The 19,305-nt window shown below is 67.0% G+C and carries 21 protein-coding genes; 4 read left to right on the forward strand and 17 right to left on the reverse strand.

What is annotated here, in order from left to right; genetic code table 11:
- Window positions 1–122 precede the first annotated feature (122 nt).
- From ACFC4D_RS19265 to ACFC4D_RS19295, 7 genes are all read right to left on the reverse strand, one after another.
- Entirely contained in the window at window positions 123–608 is a 486-nt protein-coding gene (locus ACFC4D_RS19265; RefSeq protein WP_376065066.1) for an NINE protein, read from the reverse strand.
- Between the two features lie 74 nt (window positions 609–682).
- Window positions 683–1,891, reverse strand: coding sequence for a prolipoprotein diacylglyceryl transferase (gene lgt, locus ACFC4D_RS19270; protein WP_376065070.1), 1,209 nt, complete (start codon window positions 1,889–1,891; stop codon window positions 683–685).
- 230 nt (window positions 1,892–2,121) lie between these two features.
- Entirely contained in the window at window positions 2,122–2,922 is an 801-nt protein-coding gene (gene trpA / locus ACFC4D_RS19275; RefSeq protein WP_364643308.1) for a tryptophan synthase subunit alpha, read from the reverse strand.
- Window positions 2,919–4,205 carry a tryptophan synthase subunit beta gene (gene trpB, locus ACFC4D_RS19280; RefSeq protein WP_375967988.1) on the reverse strand — a complete coding sequence of 429 codons (1,287 nt, stop codon included), beginning with the start codon at window positions 4,203–4,205 and terminating at the stop codon, window positions 2,919–2,921. Before trpB ends, trpA begins: the two co-directional genes overlap by 4 nt.
- An 8-nt stretch (window positions 4,206–4,213) precedes the next feature.
- Complete coding sequence (gene trpC, locus ACFC4D_RS19285) at window positions 4,214–5,032, reverse strand: indole-3-glycerol phosphate synthase TrpC (RefSeq protein WP_067570623.1); 819 nt, start codon at window positions 5,030–5,032, stop codon at window positions 4,214–4,216.
- 149 nt (window positions 5,033–5,181) lie between these two features.
- Window positions 5,182–6,081 (reverse strand): TIGR02234 family membrane protein, encoded by a 900-nt coding sequence (locus ACFC4D_RS19290; RefSeq protein WP_376065072.1) that lies wholly within the window; start codon window positions 6,079–6,081, stop codon window positions 5,182–5,184.
- Complete coding sequence (locus ACFC4D_RS19295; protein WP_376065074.1) at window positions 6,074–7,621, reverse strand: anthranilate synthase component I; 1,548 nt, start codon at window positions 7,619–7,621, stop codon at window positions 6,074–6,076. Before ACFC4D_RS19295 ends, ACFC4D_RS19290 begins: the two co-directional genes overlap by 8 nt.
- 290 nt (window positions 7,622–7,911) lie before the next feature.
- Here ACFC4D_RS19295 and ACFC4D_RS19300 point away from each other — a divergent pair, with 290 nt between their 5' ends.
- From ACFC4D_RS19300 to ACFC4D_RS19315, 4 genes are all read left to right on the forward strand, one after another.
- The gene (locus ACFC4D_RS19300) at window positions 7,912–8,139 is read left to right on the forward strand and encodes a hypothetical protein (protein WP_375967991.1); all 228 of its coding nucleotides are present in this window, start codon (window positions 7,912–7,914) and stop codon (window positions 8,137–8,139) included.
- Between the two features lie 107 nt (window positions 8,140–8,246).
- A complete protein-coding gene (locus ACFC4D_RS19305; RefSeq protein ID WP_376065077.1) occupies window positions 8,247–8,705 on the forward strand; it encodes a peroxiredoxin in 459 nt (152 codons plus the stop codon).
- Window positions 8,706–8,808: 103 nt separating this feature from the next.
- Window positions 8,809–9,405: a permease gene (locus ACFC4D_RS19310; protein ID WP_364643321.1), complete on the forward strand. Its 597-nt coding sequence runs from the start codon at window positions 8,809–8,811 to the stop codon at window positions 9,403–9,405.
- 136 nt (window positions 9,406–9,541) lie between these two features.
- Window positions 9,542–10,072, forward strand: a complete 531-nt coding sequence (locus tag ACFC4D_RS19315; protein ID WP_364643323.1) for a MarR family transcriptional regulator — start codon at window positions 9,542–9,544, stop codon at window positions 10,070–10,072.
- Here ACFC4D_RS19315 and hisI read toward each other — a convergent pair.
- The 10 genes from hisI to hisD all read right to left on the reverse strand — a co-directional run bounded on the left by hisI (window position 10,069) and on the right by hisD (window position 19,217).
- Complete coding sequence (gene hisI, locus ACFC4D_RS19320; protein WP_364643326.1) at window positions 10,069–10,425, reverse strand: phosphoribosyl-AMP cyclohydrolase; 357 nt, start codon at window positions 10,423–10,425, stop codon at window positions 10,069–10,071. The genes ACFC4D_RS19315 and hisI overlap by 4 nt on opposite strands.
- A gap of 41 nt (window positions 10,426–10,466) precedes the next feature.
- The gene (locus ACFC4D_RS19325; protein WP_376065079.1) at window positions 10,467–12,434 is read right to left on the reverse strand and encodes a PQQ-binding-like beta-propeller repeat protein; all 1,968 of its coding nucleotides are present in this window, start codon (window positions 12,432–12,434) and stop codon (window positions 10,467–10,469) included.
- Between the two features lie 95 nt (window positions 12,435–12,529).
- A complete protein-coding gene (hisF, locus tag ACFC4D_RS19330; RefSeq protein WP_375967993.1) occupies window positions 12,530–13,303 on the reverse strand; it encodes an imidazole glycerol phosphate synthase subunit HisF in 774 nt (257 codons plus the stop codon).
- Between the two features lie 4 nt (window positions 13,304–13,307).
- On the reverse strand, window positions 13,308–14,126 hold the full coding sequence (locus ACFC4D_RS19335) for an inositol monophosphatase family protein (protein ID WP_376065082.1): 819 nt from the start codon (window positions 14,124–14,126) through the stop codon (window positions 13,308–13,310).
- 5 nt (window positions 14,127–14,131) lie between these two features.
- Window positions 14,132–14,863, reverse strand: coding sequence for a bifunctional 1-(5-phosphoribosyl)-5-((5-phosphoribosylamino)methylideneamino)imidazole-4-carboxamide isomerase/phosphoribosylanthranilate isomerase PriA (priA, locus tag ACFC4D_RS19340; protein WP_364643338.1), 732 nt, complete (start codon window positions 14,861–14,863; stop codon window positions 14,132–14,134).
- 58 nt (window positions 14,864–14,921) lie between these two features.
- A complete protein-coding gene (locus ACFC4D_RS19345) occupies window positions 14,922–15,374 on the reverse strand; it encodes a MarR family winged helix-turn-helix transcriptional regulator (RefSeq protein ID WP_375967995.1) in 453 nt (150 codons plus the stop codon).
- A gap of 120 nt (window positions 15,375–15,494) precedes the next feature.
- Window positions 15,495–16,127 carry an imidazole glycerol phosphate synthase subunit HisH gene (gene hisH, locus ACFC4D_RS19350; RefSeq protein WP_375967996.1) on the reverse strand — a complete coding sequence of 211 codons (633 nt, stop codon included), beginning with the start codon at window positions 16,125–16,127 and terminating at the stop codon, window positions 15,495–15,497.
- Complete coding sequence (gene hisB, locus ACFC4D_RS19355) at window positions 16,124–16,756, reverse strand: imidazoleglycerol-phosphate dehydratase HisB (RefSeq protein WP_375967997.1); 633 nt, start codon at window positions 16,754–16,756, stop codon at window positions 16,124–16,126. Before hisB ends, hisH begins: the two co-directional genes overlap by 4 nt.
- Entirely contained in the window at window positions 16,753–17,883 is a 1,131-nt protein-coding gene (locus tag ACFC4D_RS19360) for a histidinol-phosphate transaminase (RefSeq protein WP_376065084.1), read from the reverse strand. Before ACFC4D_RS19360 ends, hisB begins: the two co-directional genes overlap by 4 nt.
- A complete protein-coding gene (gene hisD / locus ACFC4D_RS19365; protein WP_375967999.1) occupies window positions 17,880–19,217 on the reverse strand; it encodes a histidinol dehydrogenase in 1,338 nt (445 codons plus the stop codon). Before hisD ends, ACFC4D_RS19360 begins: the two co-directional genes overlap by 4 nt.
- Window positions 19,218–19,305: the final 88 nt, after the last annotated feature.

Consider the following 19,305-nt stretch of genomic DNA (forward strand, 5'->3'; position numbering starts at 1 on the left):
GGCACGTCAACCATCTGATCGCGCGAAAACCTTGTGCGATCACGCATGGTGATGATAAACGGCGGACGGGCACCGCCCTGCCCAGTGGTGCCCGCCGAAGTCGGTGTGTCGCTACCGCGCGATCAGTCCTTGAGCGGACGACCCTGCGGGTCCGGCACCTTGCCGGTGAGGATGAGAATGCCGTCGATCAGCGACCAGATGCCGAAGCCGCCGCACGTGATCAGTTGCAGCACACCGATGGTGGTGTAACCGAGGTAGAAACGGCCGATACCCAGGCCGCCCACCAGGATCTGCAACAGGCCCGCGGTGAGCTTGGACTTGTCCGAGTACGGGACACCGTACGGATCACGGCCGAACGGGGCCTCGGCGTCCGCGCCGTAGGGCATCGGCTGACCGTAGGGGCCGGGCTGACCGTACGCGGGCTGCGGTGCACCGTACGCGGGCTGCTGGCCGTATCCGGGCTGGGGCTGACCGTAACCCGGCTGCGGCTCACCGTAACCGGGCTGGGGCTGGCCGTAACCCGGCTGCGGCTGACCGTACTGCGGGCCGGTGCCGGGCGCGCCGTACTGCGGGCCCTGCTCCGGCTGTTTGGCGAATGGATCCGTCACTCGAGTCCTCCTGGATCGCGGGCCGCACGGCCCCTGTGTGCTGAACCCGCCGTGCGAGCCTCGATACGCGGCGGTCAGGAGCCATTCTTTCCCGAGTCGACCGTTTTCGTCTCGTCGAGCGTGACCGCCGGTTCGGATTCACCGGATTCGGAAGAGTTATCGCGAACCTTTGCGGATTCGTTGCCTTCCGAAGCGGATTCGGAGGTGGCGGGGTCCCCGGATGACCCAGCCTTCTCGAGATCGGGCGAATCGGACTTCTCGAGATCGACCGCCGCATCGTCGGCGGCGGTGTCGGCCGCAGCGGCATCGGCGGTGGTGAACTCGGCCGCCGCGACCCCGGTGCCCGCACCGTACTTGCGCAGGGCGGAGAACTGCCACGGCCACGGCCGCAATACACCCGCGCGCACCTGGTCCGGCGTCTCGCGCCCCTTGGTCGCGAAGACGAAATACGCTATGGCGCACAGGAATACGATCGCCGCGGTGAACGAGTTGATCCGGATCCCGGCGATATGGGTGGCGTGATCATCACGCAGCAGTTCCACGAAGAAGCGCCCGAAGCAGTAGATCGCCACGTACAGCGCGAACAGCCGCCCGTGCCCGATCTTGAACTTGCGGTCCACGTACAGCAGGATCGCCACGCCGAGCAGATTCCAGATCAGCTCGTACAGGAAGGTCGGCTGCACGATCTTGACCGGCGGACCCGAGGCGATGCCGTTCATCAGATCCGGATCACCGTGGGTGTTGAAGCGGTCATAGATCTCCAGACCCCACGGCATGGTGGTGGTGCGGCCGAACAACTCCTGATTGAAATAGTTGCCGAGCCGCCCGATGCCCTGCGCCAGCAGAATGCCCGGCGCGATGGCGTCACCGAACGCGGGCAGCGGGATCTTGTAGATGCGGCAGCCGATCCACGCGCCGAGCGCTCCCAGCAGCACCGCACCCCAGATGCCGAGGCCGCCCTGCCAGATCTTCCACCAGTCCCCCGCCTTACCGCCGGGACCGAAGTACGTCGACCAGTCGGTGGCCACGTGATAGAGCCGTCCGCCGATCAGACCCAGCGGCACCGCGAACATGGCCACGTCCAGCACCATGCCCTGCTGCCCGCCGCGCTGCTGCCACCGCTTCTCCCCCAGCCAGATGGCCGCGACGATGCCGAGGATGATGCAGATGGCGTAGGCCCGCAGCGGGAACGGTCCGATATCCCATACGCCGCGAGGCGGACTGGGAATGTAGGCCAGCACGTCGGAGGCCGGAACTCGGTCGGCCAGGGCTCGTATGGTCACGCGCCCACCGTAGCGGAATCAGCTGGGAAGGCATGTGGCCCGGGTGGCGCGCCGCCGACACCTCGGCGAACAACGCGCGCACCGCCTGGCCGCCCAGTCGCCAACGACACCTACCGGCAGGACCACGTCCCGTCATCCCGGCATGCTTTTGGCCGGGATCCACACCCGCTGCACAGCAACGGTTTTCGTAGACCCCGGCCAAAAGCGCGCCGGAATGACGAGGGCGTAGGTCAGGAAGCCACGGCGGCCGAGCGGACGCCGAGGGCGAGTTCCTCGGTGAGGGTGCGGACCGCGCCCAGGCCCTGGGCGGCGGCGCTCACCAGCGCCGAGCCGACGATGACTCCGTCTGCGTAGGAAGCGATTTCGGCCGCCTGCGCACCATTGCGCACACCCAGGCCGACGCCGATCGGAATATCCGAATGCGCGCGGACGCGGGCGCACAGGGCCGGAGCCATATCCGAGACCGCGTCGCGCGCGCCGGTGACGCCCATGGTGGAGGCCGCGTAGACGAATCCGCGCGAGGCTTCCAGGGTCTTGACCAGGCGCTCTTCGGTGGAGGACGGCGCCACCAGGAAGATGCGATCCAGGTTGTAGGTGGAGGAGGCGACGAACCAGTCGTCGGCCTCTTCCGGAATCAGGTTCGGCGTGATCAGGCCGAGGCCGCCCGCCGCCGCGAGATCGCGGGAGAAGGTGTCGACGCCGTACTGCAGCACCGGATTCCAGTAGGTCATGACCACGGCCTTACCACCGGCCTGGCTGATCGCCTCGACGACCTTGAACACGTCGCGCACGCGGATACCGCCGCGCAGCGCCTGTTCGGCGGCGGCCTGAATGGTCGGTCCGTCCATCACCGGATCGGAGTAGGCGACGCCGACTTCGATGACGTCGCAACCGGATTCGACCATGGTGCGGCAGACGTCGATACTGCCCTGCAAATCCGGGTACCCGGCGGGCAGATAACCGATGAGCGCCGCGCGATTCTCCTCACGGCAGGCCGCGAAGGTGTTCGCAAGACGGGACTGCTGGCTCACTTGTCGTTCTCCTCGGTCTTGTCGAAGAGCCCGAACCAGCGGGCGGCGGTGTCCATATCCTTATCGCCGCGACCGGACAGATTGACCAGAATGATCGCGCCCTCGCCCAATTCCTGACCCAGCTTCAGCGCACCGGCGACGGCGTGCGCGGATTCGATGGCCGGGATGATGCCCTCGGTGCGGCTCAACAGCATGAGCGCGTCCATGGCCTCGGCATCGGTGATGGGCCGGTATTCGGCGCGGCCGATGTCCTTGAGATGCGCGTGCTCCGGGCCGACGCCCGGATAGTCCAAACCGGCTGAGATCGAATGCGATTCGATGGTCTGGCCGTCCTCGTCCTGCAGCAGGTACGAGTACGCGCCCTGGAACGCACCGGGCCGCCCACCGGCGAAAGTGGCTGCGTGACGGCCGGTTTCGACACCGTCGCCCGCCGCCTCATAGCCGATCAGGCGCACGCCTTCATCGTCGATGAACGGGTGGAAGATGCCGATGGCATTGGAACCGCCACCGACACAGGCGGTTACCGCATCGGGGAGCCGACCGGTCAGCGCCTGGATCTGCTGGCGCGCCTCCATACCGACGATGCGCTGGAAGTCGCGCACCATGAGCGGGAACGGATGCGGTCCGGCGGCGGTGCCGAAGCAGTAGTAGGTCGCGTCGGCATTGGTGACCCAGTCCCGCAGCGCCTCGTTGATGGCGTCCTTGAGCGTCTGCGAACCCGTTGTCACACTGACGACTTCGGCCCCGAGCAACCGCATGCGGGCCACGTTCAGCGCCTGCCGCGCGGTATCGACCGCACCCATGTAGATGACGCATTCCAGGCCGAGCAGCGCGCACGCGGTGGCGGTGGCGACGCCGTGCTGGCCCGCGCCCGTCTCCGCGATGACGCGGGTCTTGCCCATGCGCTTGGCGAGCAGCGCCTGCCCGAGCACATTGTTGATTTTGTGAGAACCGGTGTGGTTCAGGTCTTCTCGCTTGAGCACCAGGCGTGCCCCGCCCGCATGCTTGGCGAGGTTCTTGCACTCGAACACCGGCGACGGACGCCCGGTGTAGTCGCGCTGCAACCGATCCAGCTCATTGAGGAAGTTGGGGTCGACGCGCACCTTGTCGTATTCGGCGGTGACCTCTTCGATCACGGCCATGAGCGCCTCGGGCACATGGCGGCCGCCGTAGACGCCGAAGTGCCCGCCGAGATCCGGCTCATGCGCACTGCGATGCGAGACGCCCGCGCTGGCCTGCGGCAGGCCGAGCGTGTTCTTACCCAGGTCGTTGATCTGTGTCATCGGCTCTTTCACCGGCCCCGGCGAACCGGCTTCGGGCAGGACGGATGGGTGCCGGCGGTCACCAGCTCGGCCACCGCGGCGCGCGGGTCGCCGCTGGTCACCAGGCCCTCGCCGACGAGCACGGCGTCCGCGCCCGCTCCGGCGTAGGCCAGCAGGTCCGCGGTGCCGCGGATACCGGATTCGGCGATGCGGATGACATCGCTGGGCAGGCCGGGGGCGATGCGCGCGAACACATCCCGATCGACCTCGAGGGTCTTGAGGTTGCGGGCGTTCACACCGATCACGGTGGCGCCGGCCTCGAGGGCGCGATCCGCCTCTTCCTCGGTGTGCACCTCGACCAGCGCGGTCATGCCGAGCGATTCGGTGCGGTCGATGAGCGAGGACAGCACGTCCTGCGGCAGCGCGGCCACGATCAGCAGAATCACGTCCGCGCCATGGGCGCGGGCCTCGTGGATCTGGTACGGGCCGACGATGAAGTCCTTGCGCAAGATCGGAATGTCGACCGCGGCACGCACCGCGTCGAGGTCCGCGAGCGAACCGCCGAAGCGGCGCTGTTCGGTCAGCACGCTGATGATGCGCGCGCCGCCGTCCTCGTACGCACGGGCCAGCACGGCCGGGTCCGGAATGTCGGCCAGGGCGCCCTTGGAAGGAGAAGACCGCTTCACCTCGGCGATAACGCCGATACCCTCTTCGTGCAGCGCAGCCTTCGCGTCACGTGGAGATTTCGCCGCGGCGGCGGCCTTCTTCACTGCCTGAAAATCCAGGAGGGCTTCCCGAGCGGCCACATCCGCGCGGACCCCGTCGAGAATCGAGTCGAGTACCGTCATCTGGCTCGAATCCTTTCTGGGGAGACGGACTTGCTGCCTGAGAATCCCCCCAGGCGCTGTCTCACCGATGCTGATAAAGAGTAAATGGCTATGTTCCCGTCACTGTCGGCGGGGGCGGAACCGGGAGCGACTCTGCTCCGGCCCGCTGTTCACGCGGGCTTATGGCCCGTTTTCCCGCTACCTGGATCATCGTGTGCGGCAGGGGTATTGGTTTCATCGTCGGTCGGATCCGCACCGGCGTCGAGGGCATCCCACAGGACACGGCCCGACAGCGGCTCCGCCGGGGTCGACTGTGACCCGGATTCCGCGGCGCGCGTCACCGCGTGATGTTCGGCAACCTGTTCGGCCGCCTCGGACTTCCGGAAAACCGGGTTGTCGTATTTTCCGGACATGGGCGCGGAGGCCGACGGCATGCGCGTCAGCAGCACACCGGCTCCGAACGCCGCCACCGCGCCGATGAGGGTCAGCACCGCGGGCAGCGTCGAGGTCTGCGCCTGCCCTACATGTTCCCAGTCGTGCAATTCCGCCAGCCGACCGGCCCGCTCCGCGGTTTTCCCGGCACCCTTGAGCAGGGCGTACGCGGGGACGGCGGCCACGGCGGCGAGGACCGCCACGACCACGCCGATGATGCGGCGCGGCCAGCCGCTGGTGGCGAAAACCGCCGCGATGGTGGCGAGCAGCACCAGTGCCAGCGGCGTCAGCGCGCCGAACCAGGTCCCGCCGTCGAGTTTGTCGGTGCGGCCGGGACCGAGTTCGCTGATGACTTCGACGCTCACCCAGGTCATCCGCGACGCGGCCCACAGCAGTGCCGCGGCCACGGCGAGCAGCGCCGCCGCGCCCACGGGCCTGGGCTTCGACTTGGCCCCATCCGTCTCGGCTTGGCGCGCATCGGCTTTCGCCGCGGCGGCGTCGGCTTCGGCCTGCTCCGCATCCGCCCGCGCCGCTTGCGCATCCGCCTGTGCGGCTTGCGTATCGGCCGACGCGGCGGCCAGGTCATCCGAATCCCGCTGCGGTACGGCCTTTTCCGGGTCGGGGTCCGGATCACTCATCGGCGCTGCCGTTCGGGCGGTAGGCGCGCAGGGTTTCGGCGGCGGCCACGGCCTTGAGGACGGCCATCGCCTTGTTGCGCGATTCGACGTCCTCGTAGTCCGGATCGGAGTCCGCGACGACGCCCGCGCCCGCCTGTACGTATGCCATGCCGTTCTTGAGCAGTGCGGTGCGGATACAGATGGCGGTATCGGCGTCACCGGCGAAATCGAGATAGCCGACCACACCGCCGTAGATACCGCGGCGGGTGGGCTCGAGTTCCTCGATGAGTTCCATGGCCCGCACCTTGGGCGCACCGGAGAGGGTGCCCGCGGGGAAGCACGCCTGCACCGCGTCGAAGGCCACCTTGCCCGCGGCCAGGCGACCCGACACGGTCGAAACCAGGTGCATCACATGGCTGTAGCGCTCGATATGCCGGTATTCGGTGACGCGCACGGTGCCCGGTTCGCAGACGCGGCCGATGTCATTGCGGCCGAGATCGACGAGCATGAGGTGCTCGGCGTTCTCCTTCTCATCGGCGAGCAGATCCTTCTCGAGGAGCAGATCGTCCTCCTCGGTGGTCCCGCGCCAGCGCGTGCCCGCGATGGGATGCGTGGTCGCGATGCCGTCCTTGACCGTCACCAGCGATTCCGGGCTGGAACCGACGATGGAGAACGCGGTGCCGCCGGAACCGTCCGGAATATGCATGAGGTACATGTACGGGCTCGGATTCGACGCGCGCAGCATGCGATACAGGTCGATCGGCGTACCGCCGTATTCGATCTCGAAGCGCTGCGACAGCACCACCTGGAACGCCTCACCCGCCTCGATCTCCTTGACCAGGCGGCGCACGCCAGCGCCGAATTCCTCGGAGGTGCGCTGGCGGCGGAAGTTCGGTTCGGGACGATCGAATACCGAGACGGTGGATTCGGCCGGGGCGGCAAGGGCTTCGGTCATGCGATCGAGCCGGGCCACGGCGTCGTCGTACGCCTCGTCGACGCGGTCATCGGTGCCGTTCCAATTGACGGCATTGGCGATGAGGGTGATCGCGCCCTCGTGATGGTCGAAGGCGGCCAGATCGGTGGCCAGCAGCAGCACCATCTCCGGCAGTTCCAGATCATCGGCGGCGAGCGCGGGCAGGCGTTCCATCCGGCGCACGGCGTCATAGCCGAGGTAGCCGACCATGCCACCGGTCAAAGGCGGCAGACCGGGCAGGCGTTCGGTGCGCAGCAATTCCAGGGTTTCACGCAGCGCGACCAGCGGGTCGCCACCGGCGGGCGCGTCGGCCGGACTCTGCCCGAGCCAGGCCGCCTCACCGTCGACCACGCTCAATGCGGTCGGACTTCCGGCCCCGATGAACGACCATCGCGACCAGGAGCGCCCGTTTTCGGCGGATTCGAGCAGGAAGGTCCCGGCCCGGTCGGCGGCCAGTTTGCGGTAGGCCGAGAGTGGAGTCTCCGAGTCCGCCAACACCTTTCGAATCACCGGCACAACCCGATGATCGGCCGCGAGCAACCGGAACTGTTCGCGGGAGGTGGTGGAGGGGTTCGACGCGCTGGGCATTGCCCCATCATTCCAGGCGACACAACGGGAAATTGAATTGGCCATCCCCGCCCAGCCGAGAGACCTCCGGCGGCGAATACTCGGTGCGGTCATCACTACGCTCGCGGCAATCTGCGCTTCCAGCAGATCAATCTGCTCCTCCAGCAGATGGAGAGGTCGCACGCGGTATCCCAATCGAGAGGAGTTCAACACAGATGTACCCCTCGCAACCGGTAGCTCCGGAGGGTCCACGGCACGCTGCTCCGCAGGTCGGCCAGGGTATGCCCGGTCAACCGCCGCGGATGATGAATATGAATCACCAGCAGGGTGGTCAGCAGGTCGGCGGTAAGTACAGCGCCATCGCCTCGTTCGTCACCTATGTGAAGGCCCTGGAGGCGCTCGATCCGCGCAGCTTCCCGGACGAGTACGCCGAGCACACCGAGCGTCTTCGTGAGCTCAAGCCGTTCCTGCGGGCACACGGCATTCTCGATGTCATGGATATCAAGAACCCTGAGGTCGCCGCGCTCATCGGTGTCTGACCCAAGGGTGTTCCCGAAGTTCCGAAAACGGCCCGCGGCCGGACCGTACAGACAGGTCCGTCCACGGGCTGATTCGTGCGCGAAGGTAATCACGTAATCTGCTGCGTATGAAGCCAGGTCAGCTCGCCCCGAAGTTCGAGCTTCCGGATCAGTCCGGCACCGTGCGTTCCCTCGAGTCGCTGCTCGCGGATGGTCCCGTGGTGCTCTTCTTCTACCCCGCCGCCAACACCCCGGTGTGCACCGCCGAGGCGTGCCACTTCCGGGATCTGGCAGGCGAATTCAACGCCCTGGGCGCGTCCTGCGTCGGGATCAGCGCCGATGATGTCGAGGTGCAGTCCGGGTTCGCACAGAAGCAGGGGCTCGGCTATCCGCTGCTCTCGGACAAGGGCGCGAAGGTGGCGGCCGAGTTCGGTGTGAAGCGTGGACTGCTCGGCCCGCTCATGCCGGTCAAGCGCACCACCTTCATCATCGATCCCGACGGCAGCATCGCCAAGGTGATCAACAGCGAGCTGCGCGCCAATGTGCACGCGGATGAGGCACTGGAGTTCCTGCGCGCGCGTAGCTGATTCGAGCCCGCACCCGCCGCGGCGCGTCGGTTCGTCCGTCGCGTCCGGTTGGTCCGGAGTGGCGCTCACTGCCGCGTCGCGCGGCGCGGCATACGCTTGGGCTATGACTACGCCCAGCGAGACCGTGCCGGAGCGCAAGCGATCCTCGTTCGTCACGTGGCGCAATCGCATCATCGCGCTGGTTATCGCGGCGGTGGTGCTGTGGTTGTCGTATCTCATTCTCGCGGCGTTCATTCCGCGCTGGTGGGCGCAGCGGATCGCGGAAATGGTGCACGGCAGTTTCTCCAAGGGCATCTGGACCGGTTTGTCGATGGGTGCGGTTTGTACCTTTCTGCCGCTTTTTCTGCTGTTGATCGCGGGAATGACCTGGCGGAAACGGAGCGGTCCGTTTATTGCGGGCGCTTCGGCCGTTCTCGCCCTCATTGCCGCCATCCCGAATTTGATGACGCTGACGGTCGTACTCGGCAGTTCCAATGCCGCACACGCCGGTCAGCGGATTATGGATGTCGACGCGCCCGCATTTCGCGGGGCCGCGCTGGCGGGTGCGATCGCGGCCGCCGTGGTGTTCCTCGGTGTGGCATTTCTCTTGGTGCGCAGGCGAATCCGGAAGAATCGCGCCGCGAAGCAACAGCCGGTTCCGGAAAAGCCGCGCGTGTCGGCCGATACTCCGCCAAATCCCGCGGAACCCGGCGCGTACTGATTTCGCCGTGCGACACGCGTGATGGATGTCACGTCATTCATGAACACCGTGACTGACGAGCGAAATCGTGGCAAACTTTGCTTTGCGGGTGACTCGCTGTTGATGCTCCACCAACCGCCGGACTGGCCAGCACAACATGTCACTTGGCTGCTACGAGAGGGCTGGCACGGTGACAAAGTGGTTGAATCCCATGGAACAGCGAGCGTGGCGAACCGTCATCGCGCTGACCACCCGACTCCCCGCTGCACTGGATACCCAGCTTCAACGTGAGTCCGGGATTACCCATTTCGAATACTTCGTGATGACTCTGCTCTCCGAAGAACCAGGCCACCGGTTGCAACTGAGTGAGCTTGCGCAAAAGGCAAACGCATCGCTATCGCGTCTCTCCCATGTGATTTCCAAGCTCGAGCGTTTGGGCTGGGCCGAACGCGTCTCCATCTCCGGACGACGCGGCGCACAGGCCGTACTCACCGACGCGGGCTTCCAGAAGGTCACCGAGGCCGCCCCCGGATACCTGGAATGCGTACGCGGACTGGTCTTCGACGGACTCGACAAAGACCAGACCAAAGAGTTGCTCGAACTCGGCGAGGCACTTCTCCAGCAACTCGACAAGGGCATGGCCCGCGGCGTCGGCCGCTCCGGCCGCCCCAACAGCCACCTGGATTAGAGCAGCTGATCGCCCCGGGCGAGCAGCACATCGGTATCGAAGCAGGTGTGCGTCCCCGTATGGCACGCCGCGCCTTCCTGATCCACGATCAGCAGCACGGTATCCCCATCGCAATCCAACCGAACCTCATGCACATACTGCGTATGCCCCGAGGTCTCCCCCTTCACCCAGTACTGCTGCCGCGACCGCGAATAGTACGTCCCCTTACGCGTCTCCAGCGTCCGAGCCAGCGCCTCATCATCCATCCAAGCCATCATCAGCACATCCCCGGTACCGCGCTCCTGCGCGACAGCCGCGAACAACCCATCCTCATTGCGCTTGAGACGGGCGGCGATAGCGGGATCGAGACTCATCCCTCGGTTATAACAGGGCGAACGACCCCGTCCGCGCGCGGCTAGCCGTTCGGCCGGAATCCGACCAGGTCGGCACCGGTGTCAGTGACGCACGGCACCAGCGTCGCGCCCGGAACGGAAACCAGCCAGTGGTCAGAGCAACGTTCCCCGTCCCTGGTGATCGGTGTGGCGTTGACGAGGGCACCGTCGACCCGACGCCACGCTCGGACTTCGGTGTGGGCTCCGCTGTCGGAGTCGTACAGCGCCGCTTCCACCAACTCGTCGGAGAGGAACAGATCCGATGCGCCGACGCTCAAATGGCCGGGAACCTCGATGCGATCGACGATCGTTCCATCCGCGACTCGGCGGATCTCCAGCACGACGGGTTCATCGGGGCTGGTGTCCGGTTGAATCAGCATGTCGGTGCCGGTCGAGTCGACCGCCAGCAGGGCCGACCTCGATGTGCTGTCGGTCCGTGCGGTGAGCAGATGCTCGGGCTTGTCGATGACAATCCGCTGCCGGGGATCGTTTCCGGCGTGAAAGGTGATGACGACCGCACCCGCGGTGTGCGCGCTGGTCGAAATCAGGTTGTCGACGTCGGTGGCCCGCCCGAGTTCACGTTCGGCCATGATCGCACCGGTCGCGGGATCGAGTGCGGTGACAACCAGCCGCACACCTCCCGCACCATCACGTCTGCCGATACAGGTGGCGATGCGGTAGAGCGCGGCATCGGTGCTGATAACACCATCGCGACCAGCGCTCTCACAGACTTCGGTGGACCACAGGTGTTTTCCGGTCCGGGCGTCGTAACGGGCGGTGTGGGTCTTATCGGTGGCAAGCAGCGCCGTCGAACCGATCCATCCCCGTTCGCGCGGTGCGGGCCAGCGCTCCTTACCGAACACCAGATCCGCGAATTCCGATTCCCGCCAGAGCAATTCGCCGGTGACGGCGTCGAAGGCAGTCAGACCACCGTTGCGCCATTGCGCAAGCACCGTAGAGCCGCCATCGAGCGACATGAGTGACCCCGGGGTGTAATCGACGCCCGGACGTCCGTCGGCCGACACATTCGATCGCAGATAGTGCCAGCGCGGCGTACCGGTCGCACCGTCGTACGCGGTCAAGCCGTTTTCGGTGGCGATCACGAAACCTGTTCCGGCGATGACCATTCCGGCGAGGGTCTTACCGTCGGAGTTGAACGGCCGTGGGACACGGTAGCGTTCGGTCCCCAGCGTCGCCGGAATCGCCGGAACGGGAACCGAATCGGCGGTGACATGGTCGACGCGAGTGCCGTCGTCACCCGCGTGCACCGCCACGGCCGCGACCGTCGCACTGACGAGCAGCCCCGCGCCGAGCCCGAGAACCAGCGACCTCCTGGCGGCGGCACGCACCAGCGCCGGACGGAGCAGCCCGATGAGAAGCACTGTGCCACAGAAGATCAGGCCGATCGCGGCGGCCGCGGTCGGCAGCCGCCCGAACAGTGGGTACTCGAAACGCGCCGCCGCCAGTACACCCGGTATGTGCTGGGTGATCGCATACCAGCCGAGATTCACCCCGGCGAGTGCCAGCACCAGTAGCCAGGCGCTGACAGCCGTCTTCAGGGTGACAGCCCGGCTTCGACGAAGCAGATCCGCGATGACGACCACCAGGATCAAGCCCCAGATGAGGGCGATGCCGGACCACCGCTCCGGTACCGTCGCGAACGGCAGCGCGAATTCGCCGAACACATCTCGTCCGGATGCCCACCGGTCGCCCAGATTCCGAGTCGCCGCTCCGAATCGGCTGTAGAGCGCCAGCGCTGTGCCCCCGATGACCAGTCCGGCACCGAGCATGCCCAGAACGGCAGGCGGCCGCCGACCGGATTCAGCAGCCGGTGCCTCCGCGTCGGATTCGGGGCCGGGCCCCGAATCGATCGACGACACAGTCGATTTCGACGCCGAACTGGATTCGGAGCCGATGCCGCCCGGTTCGGCGTTCGGTTGGGCGGCGGCGGCCGGGTCCAATGGATTCGGCTGCGGATCGTGGTCGGGCATAGCTTCCCCTAGGCGGTATGCGGCGGCGTGGTGCCGGTGCAATCATTCCGAAAGGGGGTGCGGTCCTTGGGAGGACACGCTCGGGGTGATGCGGGTCAGCGGACGGTGATGCCTTCGGTGCGCATGGCGTCTTTGACCTGGCCGATGGTGAGGTCGCCGAAGTGGAAGACGCTGGCGGCGAGGACGGCGTCGGCGCCGGAGTGGACGGCGGGGGCGAAGTCTTCGACCTTGCCCGCGCCGCCGGAGGCGATGACGGGGACGGAGACGGCGGCCCGGACGGCGCGGATCATGGTGAGGTCGAAGCCCGCTTTGGTGCCGTCGGCGTCCATGGAGTTGAGCAGGATTTCGCCTACGCCGAGTTCGGCTCCGCGGATGGCCCATTCGACGGCGTCGATGCCGGTGCCGCGTTTGCCGCCGTGGGTGGTGACTTCCCAGCCGGAGGGGGTGGCGGGCTGGCCTGCGGGCACCGTGCGGGCGTCGACCGAGAGGACGATGCACTGGGAGCCGAAGCGTTCCGACATTTCGCGCAACACATCGGGATTGGCGATGGCGGCGGTGTTGACCGAGACCTTGTCCGCGCCCGCGCGCAGCAGGCGGTCCACATCGGCGACGGTGCGGACGCCGCCGCCGACGGTGAGGGGGATGAAGATCTGTTCGGCGGTGCGGGTCACCACGTCGATCATGGTGCCGCGGTCGCCGGTGGAGGCGGTGACGTCGAGGAAGGTGAGTTCGTCCGCGCCCTGGGCGTCGTAGGTGGCGGCGAGTTCGACGGGATCGCCCGCGTCACGCAGGTTTTCGAAGTTGACGCCCTTGACCACGCGGCCGGCGTCCACGTCCAGGCACGGGATTACGCGCACTGCCAACGTCATTGCTCTACCTTTCGTCGGATATGTCGGCGGCCCTGACGGTTTCGCCGATCATGTCCAGTAGTTCCTCGTGCACGCCGGGCGCGGCGGCCAGCACCGACTTGGATTCGATGGTCCAGTCGCGGCCCAGCAGATCGGTGACCACGCCGCCCGCGGCCCGCACCAGGGCCACGCCCGCGGCGTTGTCCCAGGGATGGTGTCCGAAGACGACCGCTCCACCCAACACGCCGGATGCGGTGTATGCCAAGTCGATTCCCGTCGAACCGTGCATGCGGACGCGCCCCGACAATCGGCTCAGCGCACCCAGCAGGTTGAAGCGGAAGATCCCCGGAATACGGCCCGCCCCATCGATATTGAAGGCCCCGAAGCCGATCATGGCGCTGGAGAGCTTGCCGTGCGCCAGTTTCGGCAGCGGCTGCCCGTTCAGCAGTACCGGCCCGTCCACGGTGGCGGCGTAGCGCTGATTGAGCCCGGGCAGCCAGGTCAAGCCGATGACCGGTTCGCCGTCCCGCACCAGCGCCAGCAGCATCCCCGAAAGCGGATGTCCCGCAGAGTAATTGAAGGTGCCGTCAATGGGATCCAGCACCCACGCGGTACCGCTGGTGAGCTGGGGGCCGCCGAATTCCTCACCGTGCACCGGAAATCCGGTGCGCTCGGTCAGCTGCTCGGAGATGGTGCGTTCCAGCTCCAGATCGAGTTCGGTCGCGAAATCGTTGCGCCCCTTCTCGACCGCGCTGGGCGCGCCGACGCCTTCCACGAAACGCGGTGCGGCGGCGTCGAGTACATCACGGGCGATGGTGAGCAGCTCGGCGAGTTCGGCGGCCATCTGGTTCAGCGCACCGCGGCGAGGGCTTCGGGCAGGGTGAACCGGCCCGCGTACAGGGCCTTGCCGATGATGGAGCCTTCGACGCCGTCCTCGGTGAGGGTGGCGATGGCGAGCAGATCGTCGATGGTGGAAACGCCGCCCGAGGCGACGACCGGCGAGTCGGTGGCATTGGCGACATCGCGCAGCAGCACCAGATTCGGCCCGGTCAGCGTGCCGTCCTTGCTGACGTCGGTGACCACGTAGCGCGAGCAGCCATCGCGTTCGAGGCGCTCGAGCACCTCCCACAGATCGCCGCCGTCGCTGACCCAGCCGCGCCCGCGCAGCCGGTACTCACCGTCGATGAGCTTCACATCCATGCCGACCGCGATCTTGTCGCCGTATTCACCGATGGCGCGCCGGCACCATTCCGGATTCTCCAGCGCGGCGGTGCCGAGGTTGACCCGGGCGCATCCGGTGGCGAGCGCGGCCTTCAGCGATTCGTCATCGCGGATACCGCCGGAAAGCTCCACCTTCACATCGAGCTCACCGATGACATCCGCCAGCAGTTCCCGATTGGATCCCTTGCCGAACGCGGCATCCAGATCCACCAGATGCACCCATTCGGCGCCGTCGTTCTGCCAGGCCAGGGCGGCGTCGCGCGGCGAACCATAACTGGTTTCGCTGCCCGCCTCCCCCTGAACCAGGCGCACGGCCTCACCATTGGCGACATCGACGGCAGGTAGCAGCACAAGACTCACGCAAGCATCCTAGTAGTTACCGGTCACCGCCTCGGCGTCGGCCCGTACTGCCGCCGATTCAGTTGCGGGCGTGTAGTTCCAGGATGCGGGTCAGGGTGAGGACGAAGTTGGCGCGTTCGGCGGCGGTGAAGCCGGGCAGCAGTTCGGTCTGCGCGGCTTCGAGACGGGTGTCGAGGTCGTGCAGGTGCGCACGTCCGGCGGCGGTGAGGGTGAGGGTGTTGCGGCGGCGGTCGGCGGGGTCGGGGGTGCGGGTGAGGTAACCGCGGTCGGAGAGGTCGTTGACCGCCGCGACGATATCGCTGCGGTCGATGCCGGTGCGGCGGCCCACCTCGGCCTGGCTCAGGGGACCGGTTTCATCGAGGGTGGCGAGCAGGGCGTAGTGGTAGCGCCGCGAACCGGTGGGTTCGAGGGCACGTTCGGTGGCGCGGCTGGCCAGGATCGCGACCTGGCCGACCAGGCGGGTCGGCAGGGCGCGGAGGCGGCCGGAGGCCCCTGCGGGCGCGATGTCCATGCGGGCAATGTACCCCTCTTGTTGGTGGGGCCAACGTTCCAGTCACGCACCGCACGCAGTCGTCCCGCTGACACACGAAACCCCCGCCGACAGCGGGGGTTTCGGATGCCGATACGCGCGTCAGAGCGAGGTGACCCAGTTGCGCAGCAGCTGAGCACCGGCATCGCCGGACTTCTCCGGATGGAACTGGGTGGCGCTCAGCGGACCGTTCTCCACCGCCGCCAGGAACGGAACGCCGTGCTCGGCCCAGGTCAGTTTGGCCGGGGCGAGCGGGCCGTCATCGGTGAGTTCCCAGTTCTGGGCGGCATAGGAGTGCACGAAGTAGAAGCGGGTATCCGCGTCCATGCCCGCGAACAGCACACTGTCCGCCGGAGCCTTGACGGTGTTCCAGCCCATATGCGGGAGGACGGGCGCGTCCAAACGCTCTACGACACCGGGCCATTCACCACAGCCGTCGGTTTCGACACCGAATTCGACACCGCGCTCGAACAGGATCTGCATACCGACGCAGATACCCAGCACCGGACGGCCACCGGCGAGCCGCTTACCGATGATGCGATCACCGCGCACCCCCAGCAGCCCCGACATGCAGGCCGCGTACGCGCCGACGCCCGGCACCACGAGACCGTCCGCGTTCAAGGCGATCTCGGGATCGGCGGTGACGGTGACCTCGGCCCCGGCGCGCACCAGCGCGCGCTCGGCCGAGTGCAAGTTGCCCGAACCATAGTCCAGCAGTGCGAGTTTCGTGCTCATAGCGTCCCCTTGGTGGACGGGATGCCGGTCACGCGCGGGTCGTATTCCACGGCGGCGCGCAAAGCCCTTGCCACAGCCTTGAATTCGGCCTCGGTGATGTGATGCTGATCGCGGCCGTAGAGCACTCGCACGTGCAGCGCGATGCGCGCGTTGAGCGCGATCGATTCGAACACGTGGCGATTGATGACCGTGGAGTACGAGGCACCGGCCCCGACGGACGGAATCACGGTGTGCAGCATGTGTTCCGGCTCGCCGGTGTGCACGCAGTACGGGCGGCCCGAGACGTCGACGATGGCCTGCGCGAGGGTTTCGTCCATGGGGATGAAGGAGTCACCGAAGCGGCGAATGCCCTTCTTATCGCCGAGCGCCTGCGCCAGCGCCTGGCCGAGCACGATGGCGGTGTCCTCGACCGTGTGGTGCGCCTCGATCTCGATATCGCCCTTGGCCTGCACGGTCAGATCGAAGCTGCCGTGCTGGCCGAACGCGGTGAGCATGTGATCGTAGAACGGGACGCCGGTGGAGATATCGGTCTTACCGGAGCCGTCGAGGTTCAATTCGACCACGATGCTCGATTCACGGGTGGTGCGTTCCACCCGGGCGATTCGGTCCATGCTCGCTTCCGTCGTCATCGGGCAACCACCTCGGTCGCAACAAGTTTCGCGCTCACGCGCAGGAATTCGTCGTTCTCGGCGGCCAGGCCGATGGTGGTGCGCAGATACCCCGGAATGCCGACATCGCGAATGAGCACGCCCTCGTCGAGGTAGTGCTGCCAGGCGCGCGGGGCGTCGGCGAAGCGGCCGAAGAGTACGAAGTTGGCATCGGAGGGGATGACGTCGTAATCCAGGTCGGTGAGCGCCGCCATCACCCGATCACGCTGCGCCGCCAATTCCGCGACGCTGCCCAGGGTTTCATCGGCATGCCGCAGGGCCGCCCGCGCCGCGGCCTGGGTGACCACGGACAGGTGGTACGGCAGGCGCACCAGCAGCATGGCGTCGATGACCGCGGGTGCCGCGACCAGGTAACCGAGCCGCCCACCCGCGAAGGCGAACGCCTTCGACATGGTCCGGCTGACAACGAGTTTCGCCGGGAACCGGTCGATCAGCGAGATGGCGCTGGGCGCGCTGGAGAACTCCCCGTACGCCTCGTCCACCACCACGATGCCGGGTGCGGCATCGAGGATGCGCTCCAGGTCCGCGACCGGAATGCTGTGGCCCGTCGGATTATTGGGGCTGGTCACGAACACCACGTCGGGGCGGCGATCGGCGATCGCCATGACGGCGTAGTCGATATCGAGGGAGAAGTCGCCATTGCGCTTGGCTTCGATCCACTCGGTGTCGATGCCCTCGGAGATGATCGGGTGCATCGAATACGAGGGCACGAAACCCAGTGCGCTGCGCCCGGGTCCGCCGAACGCCTGGAGCAGTTGCTGCAGGATCTCATTGGATCCATTGGCGGCCCACACATTCGACACGTCCACCGCGACGCCGGTCTGCCGGGTCAGGTAGGCGGCGAGATCGGTGCGCAGGCCGACGGCATCGCGATCCGGGTAGCGGTGCAGATCGGCGGCGGCGGCGCGAACGGATTCGGCCACATCGTCGACGAGCGCCTTACTCGGCGGGTGCGGGTTCTCATTGGTATTGAGCTGTACCGGCACCGTCAATTGCGGTGCGCCGTAGGGACTCTTACCGCGCAGGTTCTCCCGCAGCGGCAGATCGTCCAGCGAGACAGCGGATCCGGGGACGGTCACGGCGTTCACGACAGTTCTCCGAATCGCACCTGTACGGCCTGGCCGTGTGCGGGCAGATCCTCGGCATTGGCCAGCGCGACCACGTGTCCGGCAACGTCTTTCAACGCCGCTTCGGAGTAGTCCACGACGTGGATGCCGCGCAGGAAGGTCTGCACGCTCAAACCCGAAGAGTGCCGGGCACATCCGGCGGTGGGCAGCACGTGATTGGAACCCGCGCAGTAATCGCCGAGGCTGACCGGGGACCACGCGCCGACGAAAACCGCTCCGGCACTGCGCACCCGGGCGGCGACGGCGGAGGCGTCGGCGGTCTGGATCTCCAGGTGTTCGGCCGCATAGGCGTTCACCACGCGCAGGCCCTGCGCGATGTCATCGACGAGCACGGTGCCGGACTGCTTACCGGTCAGCGCCTCGGTGACCCGATCGTGGTGCTTGACCACGGCCATCTGCGCGGTGAGCGCCCTGTCCACGGCATCGGCCAATTCCACGCTGTCGGTGACGAGCACGCTCGCGGCCAGCACATCGTGTTCGGCCTGCGAGATCAGATCGGCGGCCACGTGTGCCGGATCGGCGGTGGCATCGGCCAGGATCGCGATCTCGGTGGGCCCGGCCTCGGCATCGATGCCGACCAGTCCGCGGCAGAGCCGCTTCGCCGCGGTCACATAGATATTGCCCGGCCCGGTGATCATGTCGACCGGTTCCAGCTGCGCGCCATCGGTATCGATACCGCCGTACGACAGCAGTGCGACCGCCTGCGCGCCGCCGACCGCCCACACCTCTTCGACCCCGAGCAGCTGTGCGGCCGCCAGAATCGTCGGGTGCGGCAGTCCGCCGAACTGCGCCTGCGGCGGCGACGCCACCACGAGTGAATCCACGCCCGCGGTCTGCGCGGGAACCACATTCATGACCACGCTCGACGGGTAGACCGCATTGCCGCCCGGCACGTACAGCCCGACCCGCTCGACCGGAACCCACCGCTCGGTCACGGTGCCGCCGGGCACCACCTCGGTGGTCTTATCGCTGCGCCGCTGATCGCCGTGCACCTTGCGGGTGCGCTCGATGGCGACCTCGAGTGCGGTCCGCACGGCCGGATCCAGTTCGGCCAGGGCCTTCTCGAGTTCGGCGGCGGGCACCCGCACCGAGACCGGCCGCACCCCGTCGAACTTCTCGCTGAACTCGATCGCCGCCTCGACACCTCGATCGCGAATGGCCTCCACGACCGGTCGCACATGATGCAGCACCGAGTCCACGTCGACGCCCCCACGCGGCAGAGCCGCGCGCAGTTCGGCAGCAGTGGGAGTACGTCCGCGCAGATCCACGCGGGCGAGCTCGATGCGGCTTGTCATAGCGCTGTCAAGTCCTTGTCTGTGCTGATCATCAAAGGGGTCCGGCGCACAGCCGAAACTGCCCGCGACCAGGTACCAGACTATCGGG

The organism is Nocardia sp. NPDC056000, assembly GCF_042269265.1.
Classification (GTDB): Bacteria; Actinomycetota; Actinomycetes; order Mycobacteriales; family Mycobacteriaceae; genus Nocardia.

What these genes read in the sequence shown, in the direction of transcription:
- trpB (WP_375967988.1), bottom strand. Translation starts at nt 4,205, where the DNA reads ATGACACAGATCAACGACCTGGGTAAGAACACGCTCGGCCTGCCGCAG.
- trpC (WP_067570623.1), bottom strand. Translation starts at nt 5,032, where the DNA reads ATGACGGTACTCGACTCGATTCTCGACGGGGTCCGCGCGGATGTGGCC.
- ACFC4D_RS19290 (WP_376065072.1), bottom strand. Translation starts at nt 6,081, where the DNA reads ATGAGTGATCCGGACCCCGACCCGGAAAAGGCCGTACCGCAGCGGGAT.
- ACFC4D_RS19295 (WP_376065074.1), bottom strand. Translation starts at nt 7,621, where the DNA reads ATGCCCAGCGCGTCGAACCCCTCCACCACCTCCCGCGAACAGTTCCGG.
- ACFC4D_RS19300 (WP_375967991.1), top strand. Translation starts at nt 7,912, where the DNA reads ATGAATCACCAGCAGGGTGGTCAGCAGGTCGGCGGTAAGTACAGCGCC.
- ACFC4D_RS19305 (WP_376065077.1), top strand. Translation starts at nt 8,247, where the DNA reads ATGAAGCCAGGTCAGCTCGCCCCGAAGTTCGAGCTTCCGGATCAGTCC.
- ACFC4D_RS19310 (WP_364643321.1), top strand. Translation starts at nt 8,809, where the DNA reads ATGACTACGCCCAGCGAGACCGTGCCGGAGCGCAAGCGATCCTCGTTC.
- ACFC4D_RS19315 (WP_364643323.1), top strand. Translation starts at nt 9,542, where the DNA reads ATGTCACTTGGCTGCTACGAGAGGGCTGGCACGGTGACAAAGTGGTTG.
- hisI (WP_364643326.1), bottom strand. Translation starts at nt 10,425, where the DNA reads ATGAGTCTCGATCCCGCTATCGCCGCCCGTCTCAAGCGCAATGAGGAT.
- ACFC4D_RS19325 (WP_376065079.1), bottom strand. Translation starts at nt 12,434, where the DNA reads ATGCCCGACCACGATCCGCAGCCGAATCCATTGGACCCGGCCGCCGCC.
- hisF (WP_375967993.1), bottom strand. Translation starts at nt 13,303, where the DNA reads ATGACGTTGGCAGTGCGCGTAATCCCGTGCCTGGACGTGGACGCCGGC.
- ACFC4D_RS19335 (WP_376065082.1), bottom strand. Translation starts at nt 14,126, where the DNA reads ATGGCCGCCGAACTCGCCGAGCTGCTCACCATCGCCCGTGATGTACTC.
- ACFC4D_RS19345 (WP_375967995.1), bottom strand. Translation starts at nt 15,374, where the DNA reads ATGGACATCGCGCCCGCAGGGGCCTCCGGCCGCCTCCGCGCCCTGCCG.
- hisH (WP_375967996.1), bottom strand. Translation starts at nt 16,127, where the DNA reads ATGAGCACGAAACTCGCACTGCTGGACTATGGTTCGGGCAACTTGCAC.
- hisB (WP_375967997.1), bottom strand. Translation starts at nt 16,756, where the DNA reads ATGACGACGGAAGCGAGCATGGACCGAATCGCCCGGGTGGAACGCACC.
- hisD (WP_375967999.1), bottom strand. Translation starts at nt 19,217, where the DNA reads ATGACAAGCCGCATCGAGCTCGCCCGCGTGGATCTGCGCGGACGTACT.